The sequence below is a fragment of the Streptomyces sp. GbtcB6 genome, from assembly GCF_019091475.1.
GTDB classification, from domain to species: domain Bacteria; phylum Actinomycetota; class Actinomycetes; order Streptomycetales; family Streptomycetaceae; genus Streptomyces; species Streptomyces hyaluromycini.
Window position 1 is genome coordinate 460,540 of record NZ_JAGXJL010000001.1, and the last position, 17,365, is coordinate 477,904.

General features: G+C 70.0%; 15 protein-coding genes. 5 read left to right on the forward strand and 10 right to left on the reverse strand.

What is annotated here, in order from left to right; all coding sequences use genetic code 11:
• Positions 1-68 precede the first annotated feature (68 nt).
• Positions 69-689, reverse strand: a complete 621-nt coding sequence (locus KVT45_RS02110) for a heme-copper oxidase subunit III (RefSeq protein WP_217544679.1) — start codon at positions 687-689, stop codon at positions 69-71.
• A gap of 178 nt (positions 690-867) precedes the next feature.
• Between KVT45_RS02110 and KVT45_RS02115 the strand changes: the two genes are divergently transcribed.
• Complete coding sequence (locus tag KVT45_RS02115) at positions 868-1,269, forward strand: hypothetical protein (RefSeq protein WP_217544681.1); 402 nt, start codon at positions 868-870, stop codon at positions 1,267-1,269.
• A gap of 98 nt (positions 1,270-1,367) precedes the next feature.
• Here the strand turns inward: KVT45_RS02115 and KVT45_RS02120 are convergent, their stop codons facing one another.
• From KVT45_RS02120 to coxB, 4 genes are all read right to left on the reverse strand, one after another.
• Positions 1,368-2,630 carry an Ig-like domain-containing protein gene (locus KVT45_RS02120; RefSeq protein ID WP_217544683.1) on the reverse strand — a complete coding sequence of 421 codons (1,263 nt, stop codon included), beginning with the start codon at positions 2,628-2,630 and terminating at the stop codon, positions 1,368-1,370.
• Positions 2,631-2,782: 152 nt separating this feature from the next.
• On the reverse strand, positions 2,783-3,181 hold the full coding sequence (locus tag KVT45_RS02125) for a cytochrome c oxidase subunit 4 (protein ID WP_217544685.1): 399 nt from the start codon (positions 3,179-3,181) through the stop codon (positions 2,783-2,785).
• Entirely contained in the window at positions 3,178-4,911 is a 1,734-nt protein-coding gene (ctaD, locus tag KVT45_RS02130) for a cytochrome c oxidase subunit I (RefSeq protein ID WP_217544686.1), read from the reverse strand. The genes KVT45_RS02125 and ctaD overlap by 4 nt, the downstream gene beginning before the upstream one ends.
• Positions 4,908-5,870 (reverse strand): cytochrome c oxidase subunit II, encoded by a 963-nt coding sequence (gene coxB / locus KVT45_RS02135; protein WP_217544688.1) that lies wholly within the window; start codon positions 5,868-5,870, stop codon positions 4,908-4,910. The genes ctaD and coxB overlap by 4 nt, the downstream gene beginning before the upstream one ends.
• Before the next feature lie 324 nt (positions 5,871-6,194).
• On the opposite strand from coxB, the gene KVT45_RS02140 reads away from it, so the two are divergent.
• Entirely contained in the window at positions 6,195-7,571 is a 1,377-nt protein-coding gene (locus tag KVT45_RS02140; protein WP_217544690.1) for a cysteine desulfurase/sulfurtransferase TusA family protein, read from the forward strand.
• A gap of 87 nt (positions 7,572-7,658) precedes the next feature.
• Here KVT45_RS02140 and KVT45_RS02145 read toward each other — a convergent pair whose 3' ends face one another.
• A complete protein-coding gene (locus KVT45_RS02145; protein WP_217544692.1) occupies positions 7,659-8,633 on the reverse strand; it encodes a carbohydrate kinase family protein in 975 nt (324 codons plus the stop codon).
• A gap of 133 nt (positions 8,634-8,766) precedes the next feature.
• Here KVT45_RS02145 and KVT45_RS02150 point away from each other — a divergent pair, with 133 nt between their 5' ends.
• Together KVT45_RS02150 and KVT45_RS02155 are read left to right on the forward strand one after the other, a co-directional pair.
• The gene (locus KVT45_RS02150; protein ID WP_217544694.1) at positions 8,767-8,976 is read left to right on the forward strand and encodes a hypothetical protein; all 210 of its coding nucleotides are present in this window, start codon (positions 8,767-8,769) and stop codon (positions 8,974-8,976) included.
• Positions 8,977-9,080: 104 nt separating this feature from the next.
• Positions 9,081-10,934 carry a hypothetical protein gene (locus tag KVT45_RS02155; protein ID WP_308310618.1) on the forward strand — a complete coding sequence of 618 codons (1,854 nt, stop codon included), beginning with the start codon at positions 9,081-9,083 and terminating at the stop codon, positions 10,932-10,934.
• On the opposite strand, the gene KVT45_RS02160 is transcribed toward KVT45_RS02155, so the two are convergent.
• Positions 10,927-11,283, reverse strand: a complete 357-nt coding sequence (locus KVT45_RS02160) for an iron-sulfur cluster assembly accessory protein (protein WP_107906994.1) — start codon at positions 11,281-11,283, stop codon at positions 10,927-10,929. The two genes, KVT45_RS02155 and KVT45_RS02160, sit on opposite strands and share 8 nt — an antisense overlap.
• A gap of 323 nt (positions 11,284-11,606) precedes the next feature.
• On the opposite strand from KVT45_RS02160, the gene nadA reads away from it, so the two are divergent.
• Complete coding sequence (gene nadA, locus KVT45_RS02165) at positions 11,607-12,791, forward strand: quinolinate synthase NadA (RefSeq protein WP_217544696.1); 1,185 nt, start codon at positions 11,607-11,609, stop codon at positions 12,789-12,791.
• Between the two features lie 22 nt (positions 12,792-12,813).
• On the opposite strand, the gene KVT45_RS02170 is transcribed toward nadA, so the two are convergent.
• The 3 genes from KVT45_RS02170 to KVT45_RS02180 form a co-directional block, all read right to left on the reverse strand.
• Positions 12,814-15,039, reverse strand: a complete 2,226-nt coding sequence (locus tag KVT45_RS02170) for a protein kinase (protein WP_217544698.1) — start codon at positions 15,037-15,039, stop codon at positions 12,814-12,816.
• Positions 15,040-15,396: 357 nt separating this feature from the next.
• A complete protein-coding gene (locus KVT45_RS02175) occupies positions 15,397-16,080 on the reverse strand; it encodes a response regulator transcription factor (protein WP_217544700.1) in 684 nt (227 codons plus the stop codon).
• The gene (locus tag KVT45_RS02180) at positions 16,077-17,333 is read right to left on the reverse strand and encodes a sensor histidine kinase (RefSeq protein ID WP_217544702.1); all 1,257 of its coding nucleotides are present in this window, start codon (positions 17,331-17,333) and stop codon (positions 16,077-16,079) included. The genes KVT45_RS02175 and KVT45_RS02180 overlap by 4 nt, the downstream gene beginning before the upstream one ends.
• Between the last annotated feature and the right edge of the window lie 32 nt (positions 17,334-17,365).

Sequence of the window (17,365 nt, forward strand, 5' to 3'; positions counted from 1 at the left end):
CGGTGTCAGGATCTTCTGCGTCGATGCTTCTGGAAAGTGCGCTTCTACGGCGCGTGGTGCCGGCCCGGCTACTTGATCAGATAGATCGTGGCGAAGAGGCCGATCCAGACGACGTCGACGAAGTGCCAGTAGTAGGACACGACGATGGCCGCGGTCGCCTGCTCGTGCGTGAACCTCTTCGCCGCGTAGGTGCGCCCCAGGACGAACAGGAAGGCGATGAGACCGCCCGTCACGTGCATGCCGTGGAAGCCGGTGGTCAGGTAGAACACCGAACCGTACGGGTCGGAGGAGAGGGAGATCCCGTCCTCCCTGACCAGGTTCGTGTACTCGTAGATCTGACCGCCGATGAAGATCGCACCCATGATGAAGGTGACGATGAACCAGCCCCGGAGCTTCTTCACGTCCCCGCGCTCGGCGGCGAACACGCCGAGCTGGCAGGTGAGGGAGGAGAGCACCAGGATCGTGGTGTTGGTCGCGGCGAACGGAAGATTGAGATGGCTCGCCATCTCCTTCCAGTGAGCCTCGCCGGTCACCGATCGCAGGGTGAAGTACATCGCGAAGAGGGCCGCGAAGAACATCAGCTCGGAACTCAGCCAGATGATGGTTCCGACGCTGGTGAGGTTCGGCCTGTTGACCGACGGGTGCGCGTGCCCGGTTTCTACTGTCGTTGCTGTCGCCACGACCGACATTATGTCGGTCGCTTATCTCGCGCTCACTCCGGGGGGTGCCGTTCGGGGTGTCCGCAGCGTGTGTACTGCCCGGATGGCCCATCGAAGCGGTGTTCCAACAGGTGTTGACGAGGTGTTCAGGGGAGTAGCATCCGGCGCATCGGTCCTGTCCGTACGACGCTGACGTCTCGGAGGAACAATGCAGCCGACCGCCACGGTGCTGGTCTACAGCGACGACTCCAACACCCGCGAGCAGGTACGGCTGGCCGCCGGCCGGCGGCCGGCTCCCGATGTGCCGTTCGTCGAGTTCGTGGAGTGCGCGACGCCCGAGGCGGTCGTCGCCGAGCTGGACAAGGGCGGGATCGACGTGTGCGTCCTGGACGGCGAGGCGGTGCCGCTGGGGGGCATGGGGTTGTGCCGGCAGATCAAGGACGAGGTGTTCAACTGCCCGCCGGCGCTGGTGCTGATCGGGCGGCCGCAGGATGCGTGGCTGGCCACGTGGAGCCGGGCGGACGCGGCTGTGACGCTGCCTGTGGAGCCGGTGGAGTTCGCCTCGGCTCTTGCTTCGCTGTTGCGGCAGAAGAGGCTGCTGAGCGCCTAGTGGGGCGGGGCGCGGGCTGAGTGCGCGAGTGCGGGCCGTGTGTGGCTGGTCGCGCAGTTCCCCGCGCCCCTTACGGGGCGCTTGCCGCTGGGGGCGTTTCAAAATGCGGCCGGCTGCACTCTCGCCGCGTCCTCCGGCTTCGGGCCGTCCGGGGTGCCGTTGGTGAGGGCGCTGCCCTTGCGCCAGTCCTTCCAGGCGATGTTCCAGTCGCCGAAGCCGTTGCCGAAGTTCTCCATCTCCTTGCCGTTGGAGTTGACGACCTTCACCAGGTCACCCGGGTGGAAGGTGTCGAAGAACCACTCGGCGTTCGAGGTGTTCATGCCGGTGCAGCCGTGACTGACGTTCTCGTAGCCCTGGGAGCCCACCGACCAGGGCGCGGCGTGGACGTACTCGCCCGACCAGGTCACCCGGGTGGCGTAGTAGACCGGCAGGTCGTACGAGTCCGAGGTGCCCTCGGCGATGCCGACCGTGGTGCCGCGCATGCGTACGAAGTACTGCTTCTCCAGGACGACCTTGACGCCGTTGCGGGTCTCGTAGCCCGTCTTGCCGGTCGTGACGGGGATCTGGTTGATCTCCTTGTCGTTCTTGTAGACCGTCAGCTGGTGGGCGGCGGCGTCCGTGATGGCGAGGAGCTTGTCGCCGATGGTGAGGTTGAGGGGCTTGGCCGCGCCTCCCCACAGGCGGTCGCTGATCCTGACGCCGTCCAGGTTGCTGTGCACCTGGACGGTGGCGTGGGCGGGCCAGTAGTCCTTGGGCCGGTAGTGGAGTTCCTTGTCGCTCACCCAGTACCAGGAGCCCTGCACGGCCGGGACGGAGTCGACCCTGAGGGCGCGCTCGACGATGGCGCGCTGGGCCTTGTCCTTGATCTCGTGGTCGAGTTGGGCGGTGACCGGCTGGCCCACGCCGTACTCGCCCGCCTTCGGGCCGAAGGTGACCTTCAGCCGCTGCCGGGTGGTGGGCACGCTGGTGTCGAAGGTGAGGACCTTGCGGCCCTGCGCGCCGTCCTCGTCCTCGGTACTGATCTGGACCGTGTAATGGGCGTTGGCGGCCAGCGGGGAGGTGCTGTGCCAGCGGTGGCCGTCGGCGTCGAGTTCGCCCGCCACACGGCGACCGGTGGCGTCCTCGGCCGTGACGTCCGTGATGCGGTCCTCGTCGCTCTTGGCGACGACCTCCAGGGGCTTGTCGGGGTCGGCCCGCTTCCCCGCACCGGTGGGGGTGTTGAAGGAGATCTGGTCCGCCGCGTCGTACGGCTTGTCCGCGAGGGGGTTGCCGTCCGAACCGCAGGCGGTGACGCCCACACCGAGGGCGATCACCAGCAGGGTGCAGCTGACGACGGTACGGGCGCACGGAGAGTGACTCATATTGTCACACTATGAGATGTTTTCCGGACCGGCGCGGCAGGTAGTCCGGACGGGGGACGGACAGTGCGCCGAAGGCGGGAGCGGGCCGGAAACGGCGGGAGCCCGGACCCTCCTGACAGAGGGTCCGGGCTCCCGGTGCGCTCGGCGCGTGCTTACTGGGTGCGGTTCTCACCGTGGTAGTACTCGAACACCCAGCCGAAGAGACCGATCATGATGATGGGCGCCGCGAAGTACAGCAGCCACCAGCCGACGGCGACACCGAGGAAGGCCAGCGCGCCACCGACGCCGAGGGCGAGCGGCTGCCAGCTGTGCGGGCTGAAGAAGCCGATCTCACCGGCGTCGTCCGCGACGTCGGCTTCCTTGTTGTCCTGAGCACCGGCGTCCACCCGGGAGGCCGTGAAGGTCAGGTAGAAGCCGATCATGAGGCACAGGCCGAAGGCCATGAAGAGCGCCGTGGTACCGGCAGCCTCCTTCGACCACACGCCATAGACACCGGCCATGGCGAGGACGAAGACGCTCAGCCACACGAACATCCAGCCCTGGATCTTCACTTGCCGGCCTCCTTGCTGCCCGTGACAGCGGCGACGGCGTGGCCGTGCTCCAGCTGCTCCAGGGCGGCGATCTCAGGGTGGTGCAGGTCGAAGGCCGGGGATTCGCTGCGGATCCGCGGCAGGGTGACGAAGTTGTGCCGCGGGGGCGGGCAGGAGGTCGCCCACTCCAGCGAACGGCCGTAGCCCCACGGGTCGTCGACGCCGACCGGCTTGCCGTACTTGGCCGTCTTCCACACGTTGTAGAGGAACGGCAGGATCGACAGGCCGAGCAGGAAGGAGCTGATCGTCGAGATCGTGTTCAGGGTGGTGAAGCCGTCGGCCGCCAGGTAGTCGGCGTAACGACGCGGCATGCCCTCGGCGCCCAGCCAGTGCTGCACCAGGAACGTGCCGTGGAAGCCGATGAACAGCGTCCAGAAGGTGATCTTGCCGAGCCGCTCGTCGAGCATCTTGCCCGTCATCTTCGGCCACCAGAAGTGGAAGCCGGAGAACATCGCGAAGACGACCGTGCCGAACACCACGTAGTGGAAGTGGGCCACCACGAAGTACGAGTCGGAGACGTGGAAGTCCATCGGCGGCGAGGCCAGGATGACACCGGTCAGACCACCGAAGGTGAAGGTGATCAGGAAGCCGGTGGCCCAGAGCATCGGTGTCTCGAAGGACAGCGATCCCTTCCACATGGTGCCGATCCAGTTGAAGAACTTCACACCGGTCGGGACCGCGATCAGGAAGGTCATGAAGGAGAAGAACGGGAGGAGCACGCCTCCGGTGACGTACATGTGGTGGGCCCACACCGTCACGGACAGACCGGCGATCGAGATGGTGGCCGCGATCAGACCCATGTAGCCGAACATCGGCTTGCGGGAGAAGACCGGGATGACCTCGGAGATGATGCCGAAGAACGGCAGCGCGATGATGTACACCTCTGGATGGCCGAAGAACCAGAAGAGGTGTTGCCAGAGCAGCGCTCCGCCGTTTGCAGCGTCGAAGACATGTGCCCCGAATTTCCGATCCGCCTCCAGCGCGAACAGCGCGGCGGCGAGGACGGGGAAGGCGAGCAGGACCAGCACGGCGGTCAGCAGCACGTTCCACACGAAGATCGGCATCCGGAACATGGTCATGCCGGGCGCACGCATGCAGATGATCGTGGTGATGAAGTTGACCGCACCGAGGATGGTGCCGAAGCCGGAGAAGGCCAGACCCATGATCCACATGTCGGCGCCGATGCCCGGCGAGCGGACCGCGTCCGACAGCGGCGAGTAGGCGAACCAGCCGAAGTCGGCCGCACCCTGCGGGGTGAGGAAGCCGCCGACCGCGATGGTCGAGCCGAACAGGTAGAGCCAGTAGGCGAACATGTTCAGCCGCGGGAAGGCCACGTCCGGAGCGCCGATCTGGAGCGGCATGATCCAGTTCGTGAAGCCGGCGAACAGCGGCGTCGCGAACATCAGCAGCATGATCGTGCCGTGCATCGTGAACGCCTGGTTGAACTGCTCGTTCGACATGATCTGCAGACCGGGGCGAGCGAGCTCGGCGCGCATCAGCAGCGCCATCACACCGCCGATCAGGAAGAACGCGAACGACGTGACCAGATACAGCGTTCCGATGGTCTTGTGGTCGGTGGTGGTGAGCCACTTGACGACCACGTTGCCGGGCTGCTTGCGCCTGACCGGCAGCTCATCTGCGTAAGAGCCTTCAGCTGCCGCGGCACCCTGGGGTTCGTTGAGGATGCTCACAGGTTGTTCGTCTCCCGGTTCTTCTCGTGGCTCGTCTGCGCGATGCCGGCGGGAATGTAACCGGTCTGCCCCTTCTTGGCGAGGTCCTTGAGGTGCTGCTGGTAACGCTCGGGCGAGACGACCTTCACGTTGAACAGCATCCGGGAGTGGTCGACGCCGCAGAGCTCGGCACACTTGCCGAGGAAGGTGCCCTCCTGGTTGGGAGTCACCTGGAACGCGTTGGTGTGGCCCGGGATGACGTCCATCTTCATCAGGAACGGCACCACCCAGAAGGAGTGGATGACGTCACGCGAGGTGAGGACGAAGCGGACGGTCTCGCCCTCAGGGAGCCAGAGCGTCGGACCGGGGTTGCCGGTCTGCGGGTTCTTCGTGCCGGGCGTACCGACGTCGTAGACACCGCCGGCGGCCGCCGGGAAGTCCTTCTTGAACCGGTCCGGAATGGCAGCCAGGTTCGCGTCGGTCTTCGCGTCGCCGGAGACACCGTCGACGGGCGTGATGTAGTTGAAGCCCCAGCTCCACTGGAAGCCGACCACGTTGACCGTGACGTCCGGCTTCTTGTCGGTGAGGCTGAGCAGCTTCGTCTCGTCGCGGGCCGTGAAGTAGAACAGCACCGAGACGATGATGAGCGGCACCACCGTGTACAGGGCCTCGATCGGCATGTTGTACCGGGTCTGGGCCGGGACCTCGATCTTGGTGCGGCTGCGCCGGTGGAAGATGGCGCTCCAGATGATCAGACCCCACACCAGCACGCCGACGGCGAGCGCGGCGGCCCAGGAGCCCTGCCACAGGGAGAGGATCCGCGGAGCCTCTTCCGTGGTCGGGGTGGGCATACCAAGGCGGGGGAAGTCCTTGTATGTGCAACCGGTAGCGGTCGCAAGGACCAGGCCCGCGGTCATTGCCTGCAGCAGCTTCCGCCGCATCGGGCGCCGCGGCGAGCGGTCGGAGCCGTTGGGACTCACGTAGCGCCTTCCCGAGAGTCTCGCCCGCGCGGTCGGCTGCGGCCTTCTCGCTGGTCGGTCGCCGCCCTGCGTCGGGCAGGGGTTTGGATGTTTATGCGGACCAAACCCTAGCCGACGCGATTCAGGGGGTCGCGGGGAGGGGGGCATACGCGCCGCGGGTCACTCCGTAGGGGTGGGAATGGGCGCCTAATAGCTCGGGTTGGTGGGGTTTGCGTTGCGGGTGCGGGTGCGTTGTGGCTTGTCGCGCCCGCGCGGCGGAGCCGCATATAGGTACAGCCCGCGCCCCTTGGTCGGCTGTCCTTAGGAGCGCTTTAACGTTGCCGTGTGTCCTACTTTGACGCTGCGTCCGCTGCCCCGCTCCATCCTGTTGCCCGCCAGGCGTTGTTGGCATCACTCGACGACGGGTGGGCCGATCCCTCTCGGCTGTACCGGGAGGGGCGAAAGGCTCGGATGCTGTTGGATGCCGCCCGGGAGGCGGCCGCCGAGGCCGTCGGCTGTCGGCCGGACGAGCTGACGTTCACTCCATCGGGCACGAAGGCCGTCCACACGGGCGTCGCCGGGGCGTTGGCCGGTCGTCGTCGCGTCGGACGTCACCTGATCGTGTCAGCCGTCGAACACTCCTCGGTACTCCATTCGGCCGAGGTGTTCGAGGCGGAGGGCGGACAGGTGACCCGGGTGGCGGTGGAGCGGACGGGAGCCGTGGAGGTGGAGTCGTACGCCTCCGCTCTCCGCCCCGACACCGCGCTCGCGTGCCTCCAGTCGGCCAACCACGAAGTGGGCACCGTGCAGCCGGTGGCGGCGGTGGCCGAGGTGTGCCGGGCGGCCGGGGTGCCGTTGCTGGTGGACGCGGCGCAGTCGCTGGGGTGGGGGCGGGTCGAGGGCGACTGGTCGTTGCTGACGGCGAGCGCGCACAAATGGGGCGGGCCGAGCGGGGTCGGGCTGCTGGTCGTACGCAAGGGGGTCCGGTTCGCCGCCCAAGGAGCCGTCGACGAGCGGGAGTCGGGCCGGGCGCCCGGCTTCGAGAACCTGCCGGCGATCGTCGCGGCCGCCGCGTCGCTGCGGGCCGTACGGGCGGAGGCCGAGCAGGAGGCCGTACGGCTACGGGAACTGACGGCGCGGATCCGGGCGCGGGTACCGGAGTCGGTACCGGACGTGGAGGTGGTGGGCGAGGCGGAGCTGCGGCTGCCCGGGATCGTCACCTTCTCCTGTCTCTATGTCGACGGGGAGACACTGCTCCACGAGCTCGACCGGGAGGGCTTCTCCGTGTCGTCCGGATCGTCCTGCACGAGCAGCACCCTGACGCCGAGCCATGTGCTCAAGGCGATGGGAGTGCTGAGCGAGGGGAACGTACGGGTGTCCCTGCCGACGGGGGCGACGGAGGCGGATGTCGACCGTTTCCTGGAGGTGCTGCCGGGGGTGGTGGCCACGGTGCGGGAGAAGCTGGGCGCCCCGATGCCGACAACGGCGGTCCGGTCCGAGGTGACGGTCGTCGACTCGCTCGGGAAGCGGTGCCCGATCCCGGTCATCGAGTTGGCGAAGGTCATCGGCACCGTGCCGGTGGGCGGCACGGTCCGGGTCCTGTCGGACGACGAGGCGGCACGCCTGGACATCCCTGCGTGGTGCGAGATGCGGGGCCAGGAGTACCTGGGTGCAGAGAAGGAAGAGAAGGGAACGGCGTACTTGGTCCGCCGGGTCAGCTGAGCGCCCCCTTCGGGGGCGCGGGGCTGTGTCGATCTGCGGCTGCCGCCGCGTGGGCGCGACCAGCCCCCACGCAGCCGCACCCGAAACTCAGACCAGATAACCCCGAACCTCTTCGGCGGCCTCGTCCCCGTACGCCTTGGTGAACCGCTCCATGAAGTGCCCCCGCCGCAGCTGGTACTCCTGCGTCCCCACCGTCTCGATGACGAGCGTCGCCAGCATGCAGCCCACCTGAGCCGCCCGCTCCAGCGAGACCCCCCACGCGAGCCCGGACAGGAACCCGGCGCGGAACGCGTCGCCGACACCCGTCGGGTCGGCCTTGCGCTCCTCGTCGGGGCAGCCGACCTCGATGGTCTCCTCGCCGACCCGCTCGATGCGGACCCCGCGCGCGCCGAGCGTCGTGACCCGGTGGCCGACCTTCGCGAGGATCTCCTCGTCGCTCCAGCCGGTCTTCGTCTCGATGAGCCCCTTCTCGTACTCGTTCGAGAAGAGGTACGTCGCGCCCTCCAGCAGTATCCGGATCTCGTCGCCGTTCATCCGGGCGATCTGCTGGGAGAAGTCGGCGGCGAAGGGGATGGACCGGGTCCGGCACTCCTCCGTGTGGCGGAGCATGCCCTCCGGGTCGTCCGCGCCGATCAGGACCAGGTCGAGGCCGCCCACCCGGTCGGCCACCGTCTTCAGCTCGATCAGCCGGGCCTCGCTCATCGCACCCGTGTAGAAGGAGCCGATCTGGTTGTGGTCGGCGTCGGTCGTGCACACGAAACGCGCGGTGTGCAGGGTCTCGGAGATGCGGACGGAGTCCGTGTCGACGCCGTGCCGGTCGAGCCAGGCCCGGTACTCGTCGAAGTCGAAGCCCGCCGCGCCGACCAGGATCGGCCGGGTGCCGAGCTGTCCCATGCCGAACGCGATGTTCGCGCCGACGCCGCCCCGTCGTACGTCCAGGTTGTCGACCAGGAAGGACAGCGAGACCGTGTGCAGCTGGTCCGCGACCAGCTGGTCGGCGAAGCGGCCGGGGAAGGTCATGAGGTGATCGGTGGCGATGGAGCCGGTGACTGCGATGCGCACGGCTGGGACTCTCCTGAGGGGGAGGCGTGATTGACAGTTAACGCTACCGGGTCGGCGGGGGCACCCTGAAGGTGCCAAAACTACCCGATAGTAGATCTTTCTTCGCGGCGCCCGACGTGCTTACGGTTCCGTCATGACGAACCTCAAGGTCAACGCCCCCGCTCCGGCCGACCTCGACGGCGACCTCGCGTCGCTGCGCGGGGACTGCGCCCGGATGGCTCCGCACTGGACGGTTCCTGATCACAGCGATGCCCGTCCCGTGCCGCCGTCACTCATCCACGGGGTGACCGTGCCGAAGAAGTCCGCCAGGCTGCTGGACGCGATGTCCGACTACGGCGACTGAGTCTCGCCCGGCGCGTTCCCAGGGAACCGCGCGCTCCCCTCCCGCGTCCCATCGCCGTCCCCCGTGAAGGGGAGGCGGGATACGACACGGCAAGGAGCGATGCGGTGAAGACCGAGCGACCCGAGAACGACGACGACGCGGCCGCGGGCGGCACCGGGGAGTCCCCCGAGGCCCGGCAGGCCACGGAGTCGCCGAAGACTGCGGAAACGGCCGAGGCCGCGGAGGCCGACGCACAGGCCGCCGCGGAGCCCGTCGCGGAGTCCGCCGAGGGCGCCGTGGAAGAGGTTCCGGAGCCGGAGGAGGCGCCCGCCCCGGAAGTGGCCGCCGAGCCGGAGGACGCCGCCGAGCCCGATGCGGCTCCCGAGCCGGAGGAGGCCCCCGAGCCGGACGTGGCCCCTGCCGCCGAGGCCCCCGACGCTCCCCCTGCGCCCGAGACGCCCGAGGCCGAAGCCGCGGCCGACATCGAAGCCGGGGTCGATGACCTCGCCACCCGCCGCCGCTCCCCCGCCCTCGTCATCGCCTCCGTGGCCGCAGCCGTCCTCCTGATCGGCGGCGGCGGTGCCTTCCTCGCCGCGAACACCGGATCCGGATCCGGATCCGGCGGTACGGACACAGGCGCGTCCGGCGGTGCCACGCCCCCGCCCCTCGCCCTGGACGGCTACTCCTCCGGCGGCAACGGCATAGCCCCGGGCGAGCCCGACCCCTACGGCGTGACCTACAAGGCGAGCGGGACGCTTCCCGCCGGCCCCGGCTCGGCCACCGTGTACCAGCCCTCCGGTGAGGTCTCCAAGGACCGGGTCGCCGCGCTGGCGAAGGCGCTCGGGGTCGAGGGGACCCCGGTGGCCGAGGGCCAGGTCTGGAAGGTCGGCACCGACAACGACGGCTCCGGCGGGAGTCTCCAGGTGAACCGGGCCGCCCCGGGCATCTGGACGTACAGCCGCTACGCCCCGGGCACCGACAACTGCAAGAGGGGCCTGTTGTGCGCGCAGGACCCGGTGGCGCCGGCCGGTGACCCGTTGAGCGTCGCCGACGCCGAGAAGGCGGCGGCGCCGGTGCTGAAGGCGCTCGGCCAGGACGCCGCGAAGCTCGACGCGAGCCAGGTCATGGGCGCCCAGCGGGTGGTGAACGCCGATCCGGTGGTCGGCGGGCTGCCGACGTACGGCTGGACGACCGGGCTGACCGTCAGCAAGCAGGGCGAGGTGGTCGGCGGCAACGGGATGCTCGCGACGCCGGCGAAGGGCGACACGTATCCGGTGCTGAGCGCCGCGAAGACGCTGGGCCTGATGAACGCGGCGCCGCGCTCCGACCACCGGATGGGCGTCGGCGGCTGTGCCAGTCCCGTACCGCTGAAGGACCGGCTGGAGCAGCCGTGCGCCGCTTCGACGCCGTCCGCGTCCTCGGCCGTGATCGAGAAGGCGGTGTTCGGCCTTGCCGCGCAGTCCGTCGCCGGCCGGCAGGCGCTGGTGCCGTCCTGGCTGTTCCAGGTGCGCGGGGCGGCGGACGCGTACACCGTCACCTATCCGGCGGTGGACCCGGCGTACCTGGTCTCCGCCTCCTCGCCGACGCCCTCGGCGAGCGCCGGCGCCTCGGCGGGGAGCACGAAGGACGTGAAGGTGGACGGGTACAGGGTCGACGGCCGTGATCTGATCGTCGCCTTCACCGGCGGGGTGTGCGCCGACTACAAGGCCACGGCGGACGAGAGCGCGGAGCAGGTGGTGGTGAAGGTGACCGCGACGCCCTGGCCGGACAAGATCTGCGTCATGATCGCCAAGCAGTACCACCGGACGGTGCATCTGGACGCGCCGCTGGACGGCCGGAAGGTGGTCGGGACGGACGGCAGGGCCCTCCTGGGGGGGGTGCCCCTGACCCCGCAGGGGGGCGGACCCCCCAGGAGGGCGGGGGCCCCTCCGGGTGGGGGCCCCCCGCCTTCGTTCCGTTGTACCTGTCGGCTCAGCTGAAGGAGTCGCCGCAGGCGCAGGAACCGGTCGCGTTCGGGTTGTCGATCGTGAAGCCCTGCTTCTCGATGGTGTCGACGAAGTCGATCGACGCGCCGCCCAGGTACGGGGCGCTCATGCGGTCGGTGACGACCTTGACACCGCCGAAGTCCTTGACGACGTCGCCGTCGAGGGAACGCTCGTCGAAGAAGAGCTGGTAGCGCAGGCCGGAGCAGCCACCGGGCTGGACGGCGACACGCAGGGCGAGGTCGTCACGGCCTTCCTGGTCCAGCAGGGCCTTGACCTTGGCCGCGGCGGCGTCGCTCAGAACGATGCCGTCGGTGGCGGTGCTGGTCTCGTCCGATACGGACATCTACATCTCTCCCGGGTTGTACGGAGACTGCTTGCCGACGAGTGCAACCGGCGGGTCCGCTGATTCATTCCGGCCCGGCACACGCGTTCTCGCGTTTTTCCTACGTCTTCATGCTCGCACACGCCCGAAGTCACGCACAGCGGTCGCCGACGTCACCCACGGCGACCTGCACACGGGGCGACCACCCCGCGTCCACCCGCCGGCCACTCTCCCGTTCGGCGCCGGGATTCATGTCACATCGACGCTATGGCCATCGTCAAAGTGACGTGAAGCAGTTATGATAGATAGCGTCAGAACGACGAAAAGTAGAAAGGGTGCGTGTCGTGACCACCGCCCAGACCACGGAGCTCGACGTACAGCCGACTCCGCTCGCCCTGCTGCTGCTCGGCCGTGAGGCCGACCCGAAGAGCGAGCGGGGCGTCGAATGTCCCGGCGACCTGCCCTCCCCGTCCGACCCGGACCTCGTCGCGCGGGCCCGCGCGGCCAAGGAGAAGCTCGGCGACAAGGTCTTCGTGCTCGGCCACCACTACCAGCGCGACGAGGTCATCCAGTTCGCCGATGTCACGGGCGACTCCTTCAAGCTGGCCCGGGACGCGGCCGCCCGCCCGGAGGCCGAGTACATCGTGTTCTGCGGTGTGCACTTCATGGCCGAGTCCGCCGACATCCTGACCTCGGACGACCAGAAGGTGGTCCTTCCCGACCTCGCGGCCGGCTGCTCCATGGCCGACATGGCGACGGCCGAGCAGGTCGCCGAGTGCTGGGACGTGCTGACCGAGGCCGGGATAGCCGAGCAGGTGGTGCCCGTCTCGTACATGAACTCGTCCGCGGACATCAAGGCGTTCACGGGCAAGCACGGCGGCACCATCTGCACCTCGTCGAACGCGCAGCGCGCCCTGGAGTGGGCCTTCGAGCAGGGCGAGAAGGTCCTGTTCCTCCCTGACCAGCACCTGGGCCGCAACACCGCCGTCCGGGACATGGGCATGTCCCTGGACGACTGCGTCCTCTACAACCCCCACAAGCCCAACGGCGGCCTCACCGCGGAGCAGTTGCGCGACGCCAAGATGATCCTGTGGCGCGGCCACTGCTCGGTCCACGGCCGCTTCTCGCTGGACTCGGTGAACGACGTCCGCGAGCGCATCCCCGGCGTGAACGTCCTCGTCCACCCCGAGTGCAGGCACGAGGTCGTGTCGGCGGCGGACTACGTCGGTTCGACGGAGTACATCATCAAGGCCCTGGAGGCCGCCCCGGCCGGCTCCAAGTGGGCGATCGGCACGGAGCTGAACCTGGTCCGCCGCCTGGCGAACCGGTTCGCCTCCGAGGACAAGGAGATCGTCTTCCTCGACAAGACGGTCTGCTTCTGCTCCACCATGAACCGCATCGACCTCCCCCATCTGGTCTGGACCCTGGAGTCGCTGGCCGAGGGCAACCTGGTCAACCGCATCGAGGTCGACAAGGAGACGGAGGCGTTCGCCAAGCTGGCCCTGGAGCGGATGCTGGCGCTGCCGTAGCCGTAGCCGTACGGCCCGTGTGTCACCCCGAGTCGACCGCTTTGCGCTCGGGGTGCGCCGGGTCGAGCGTGAAGATCGTGCCGTCTGAGGTCGACAGGACCAGGGCGCCGCGGTTGAACCAGACGGTCGGCAGCAGGCCGCTGTTGCCGAGTACCTCGGCGCGGGCGGAGGACTCCCACAGGACGGTGCCCTTCGCCGCGTCGAGCGCGACCACCCGTCCGCTCATGCCTGCCATGTACACCGTGCGCCCCTGCGCGTCCACCGAGGCCTGGCCCGGCGACTCCAGGGTGGTGTGGCTGTTCCACAGCCGGGCGCCCGTCGTCGGGGAGAAGGCGGTGACCAGGCCGCTGGAGGTGGCGAGGTAGAGCGTGCCGTGGGCCAGGGTGGGCAGCCCGCCCCGGTAGTGCTCGGGCAGTTTTGTCACGGTGATCGTGCCGGCGTCGGGGTCGACGCGGACGATGCGGGTGTAGATCAGGTCGGGGCCGTTGTCGACGTCCTGGTCGTCCGACTCCAGGAAGAGCAGCTGTCCGGAGAGCGTGCCGACGAAACTGCCCGTCCGGGCGGGCGAGTTCAGGGTGCGGGCCGATCCGGTGCCGGGGTCGATGACGAAGAACTTCGTGGCGTTCGAGCCGTCCTGGTCGCTGCACTCCACGTAGGGGTAGCCGTCCGCGGCGAGCGGCGAGCAGAGGTAGCCGGCGGGCACCGGCACGGTCCCGCGCACGGTGCCGTCCGACGCCGAGCGGACGGTGACCGTGGAGCCGTCGCCCTCCTGGGTCAGGGTCACCCCGTCCCCGTAGGCCGAGCCCAGGCTGTCGGTGCGTACCGCGTGGGACCACACCTCGGTGCCGCCCGCGGCGTCGAGCGCGAGGACGGACTGGGCCTTTCCCAGGCCGCCGCCGTCGGTGATCTGGAGTTCGACGAGGACCAGGCCGCCGTCCACGCCGAGGACGGTCGTGATGAAGCGGTCGGCCGGTACGCCCGCGGGCGCTATGCCGGAGCGCCAGAGGGTCCGGCCGGTGGTGGCGTCGACCCGGGTCGGGAGCAGGGAGGTGCCGCCGCAGTAGACGGATGAGCCGTCCGACACGCAGGAGGGCGAGGTGTCGCCCTCGTAGCCCGGTGCCTTCTTCACCCCGTGCTCGGCGGTCGCGGACACCGTTGTCTGCCAGGGCTTCCAGCCGGTGGGGAGGGTGCCCCAGCGGGATCCGGGGGACGCCGAGGAGCCGGTGCGTGCCTCGCTGTCGCCGTTCCAGGGGCCCAGCAGGGAGTAGCCGGTCAGGGCCAGGGCGGTCACCACGGCCGCGGCCAGCAGCAGGCGGGGGGTGCGCCGACGGGGGCGGCGGCCGGTGACCGGCGGGGTGGTGACTTGGGGGGCCGGGGCATGGCCGGGCCGCGCGGAGGGCAGGCGCAGGGTCATCGTCTGCGGTTCGGCGGACTCCGGCTCCGGCAGGGCCGCCGCGAACTCCCGGGCCAGGTCGTCGAGTCCGGGCCGGTCGGCGGGGTCCTTGGCCAGGCAGCGCTCCAGGACCGTGCGCAGCGGGCCGGTGACCCCGTCCAGGACGGGCTGGTTGTGGACCACCCGGTAGCCGGTCAGATAGGGGCTGTCGGCGTCGAAGGGGCCGCGTCCGGTGACGCAGTACACCAGCAGCGCCCCGAGCGAGAAGACGTCGGAGGCGGGGCCGACGGTACGGGCGTCCGTGAACTGTTCCGGGGACATGAACGGCGGCGTGCCGACCATCTGCCCGGTCTCGGTGAGGGTGTTGTGGTTCTCGGCGGCCCGGGAGATGCCGAAGTCGATGACGCGGGGGCCGTCCTCGGCGATCAGGACGTTGGCCGGTTTCAGGTCGCGGTGCACCACCCCGGCCCGGTGGATGTCCCGCAGCGCCTCCACCAAACCGAGGGCCAGCGGCCGGAGTTCGGTGACGCGGAGCGCGCCCTGGGACCGGATGCGGGCGGCGAGAGAGGGGCCGGGCACGTACTGGGTGGCCATCCAGGGCGTCGCCGCGTCCGGGTCGGCGTCCAGGACGGGGGCGGTGAAGGCACCGCTCACCCGGCGGGCGGACTCGATCTCCTGCCGGAACCGGGCCCGGAAGACGGGGTCCTCGGCGTACTGGGCGTGCACCACCTTGACGGCGACCTCGCGCCCGGAGCGCGACCGGCCCCGGTAGACGATGCCCATCCCGCCGGCCCCCAGCCGGTCGGCCAGCTTGTAGCCGCCGAGGGACCGCGGGTCGTCCTTGTGCAGCGGCACTCCCAAACTCCCCTTCGCCGACCGGCAGTTCGCGGCGTCAGCATACGGAACGGCCAGGCACGGGCGGCCGGTTCCCGGAGGTGTTCCGGGAACCGGCCGCCGTTCGCGGGACCGTCACATGGCCGCGTGCTGCGGCTCCTCGGGCGCCGGGGCGGACTCCGCGGAACCCCGGCCCGTCCTCGCCGCCCGCTTCCCGGGTCCCTCTCCGGTAGCGGCAGGGCGGCGGCGTGCCGCCCACGACGACTCTGGCCCGTCCGCGGGTTCTGCTCTGTCGGTCCCCTGGCCATTCCGGGTCGGCCCCCCGGTAGCCATTCCGCGCCCCGGTCCTGCTCCTGGAGTAGGAGACCCGGGTGGGGGTCAGTCCGTCCTGGGGCGCACCAGCCCCGACTCGTACGCGATCACCACGAGTTGCGCCCGGTCCCGGGCGCCCAGCTTGGCCATGGCCCGGTTGACGTGGGTCTTCACGGTCAGCGGGCTGACCTCCAGGCGTTCGGCGATCTCGTCGTTGGAGTGCCCGCCGGCGACCTGGACCAGGACCTCGCGCTCCCGTGAGGTGAGCGCGTCGAGCCGATCGGTGCGGGCCGGGTCGCGGCCGTCGTCACCGAGGTCGCCCTGGGCGAGGAAGCGGGCGATCAGGCCTTTGGTGGCCGTCGGGGAGAGCAGCGCCTCGCCGCCGGCGGCGAGGCGGATGGCGCTCAGGAGTTCCTCGGGTTCGCTGCCCTTGCCCAGGAAGCCGGAGGCGCCCGCGCGCAGCGCCTGGACGACGTAGTCGTCGACCTCGAAGGTCGTGAGGATCACGACGCGGACGTGGGCGAGGGAGGGGTCGGCGCCGATGAGCCGGGTGGCGGCCAGTCCGTCGGTGCCCGGCATCCGGATGTCCATCAGGACGACGTCGACCTCCCGCTCCTTGGCGAGCCGCACCGCCTCGGCGCCGTCGGAGGCCTCGCCGACCACCTCCATGTCGGGCTCGGAGTCGACGAGCACCCGGAACGCGCTGCGCAGCAGTGCCTGGTCGTCGGCGAGCAGGACACGGATCGTCATACGGAATCCCCCAGGGCGGCCGAACGGTCCTTCGTACGACCGCTCGTACGGTCGTCGGTGTCGGTCTTGACCGGCAGGATCGCATGGACGCGGAAGCCGCCGCCGTAGCGGGGGCCGGTGGTGAGGGTGCCGCGCAGGGCGGTGACGCGCTCGCGCATGCCGAGCAGGCCGTGGCCGCCGCCGGCCTCGGGGGCGGTGTCCTCGCCGGAGCCGTTGTCGAGGACGGTGACCTCGATGTGCGGTCCGACGCGTACGACGCTCACCTCGGCCTTGGCGTCGGGTCCGGCGTGCTTCTGCACGTTGGTCAGGGCCTCCTGGATGATCCGGTAGGCGGCCAGGTCGACGGCAGCGGGCGGGGTGGTGCCCTGGTCCGCGCGGGCGACCTCGACCTGGAGGCCGGCGTTGCGGAAGGTGTCGGCGAGCTCTTCCAGGAGGTGCAGGCCGGGGGCGGGCTCGGTCGGCGCCTCGGGGTCGCCGGACTGGCGGAGCAGGCCGACGGTGGCACGCAGTTCGTTCAGCGCGGAGCGGCTGGCCTCGCGGACGTGGGCGAGGGCCTCCTTGGCCTGGTCGGGCCGCTTGTCCATGACGTGCGCGGCGACCCCGGCCTGCACATTGACCAGGGCGATGTGGTGGGCGACGACGTCGTGCAGGTCACGGGCGATCCGCAGGCGCTCCTCGGCGACCCGGCGGCGGGCCTCCTCCTCCCGGGTCCGCTCGGCGCGCTCGGCACGCTCGCGGATGGCCTGGACGACGGCCTTTCTGCTGCGGACCGCGTCCCCGGCGGTGGCGCCGATGCCGGTCCAGGCGAAGATCGCGAGGTTCTCCTGGGCGTACCACGGCAGGGGGCCCGCGGCCATCGCGGCGGTGGTCAGCACGGTCATGGTGAGCAGGCCGGCCCGCAGGGTGGTGCGGCGGTCGGTGGTGACGGCGACGGTGAACAGGGCGATCACGGCCGCCATCGCGACGGGGGCGCGGGGGTCGCCGGTGACGCACTCCACGACGGAGGCGGCGCCGGTGACGGCCAGGACGGTCTTCGGGGCCTGCCGGCGGAAGACCAGGGCCGCGGCGGCGAGCGTCATCAGGAGCAGGCTGAGGGGTTCCGGGGTGCGGATGCCCCAGGCGACGCCGTGCGTGCCGTGCGGGGCGGCGAAAGAGCTCACGACCATGCAGACGAGGGCGCCCGCGGCGATGACCGCGTCCACGGCGAGTGGATGGGCGCCGGCTCTGCAGCGGGCTCTCTCGAATGGGCTCACAGTGTGAACAGTACGTCTCTGGGGGCTGCCGC

Coding starts and splice junctions, on each gene's coding strand:
- KVT45_RS02110 (WP_217544679.1), bottom strand. CDS start 689: ATGTCGGTCGTGGCGACAGCAACGACAGTAGAAACCGGGCACGCGCAC.
- KVT45_RS02160 (WP_107906994.1), bottom strand. CDS start 11,283: ATGTCCGTATCGGACGAGACCAGCACCGCCACCGACGGCATCGTTCTG.
- KVT45_RS02115 (WP_217544681.1), top strand. CDS start 868: ATGCAGCCGACCGCCACGGTGCTGGTCTACAGCGACGACTCCAACACC.
- KVT45_RS02120 (WP_217544683.1), bottom strand. CDS start 2,630: ATGAGTCACTCTCCGTGCGCCCGTACCGTCGTCAGCTGCACCCTGCTG.
- KVT45_RS02175 (WP_217544700.1), bottom strand. CDS start 16,080: ATGACGATCCGTGTCCTGCTCGCCGACGACCAGGCACTGCTGCGCAGC.
- KVT45_RS02150 (WP_217544694.1), top strand. CDS start 8,767: ATGACGAACCTCAAGGTCAACGCCCCCGCTCCGGCCGACCTCGACGGC.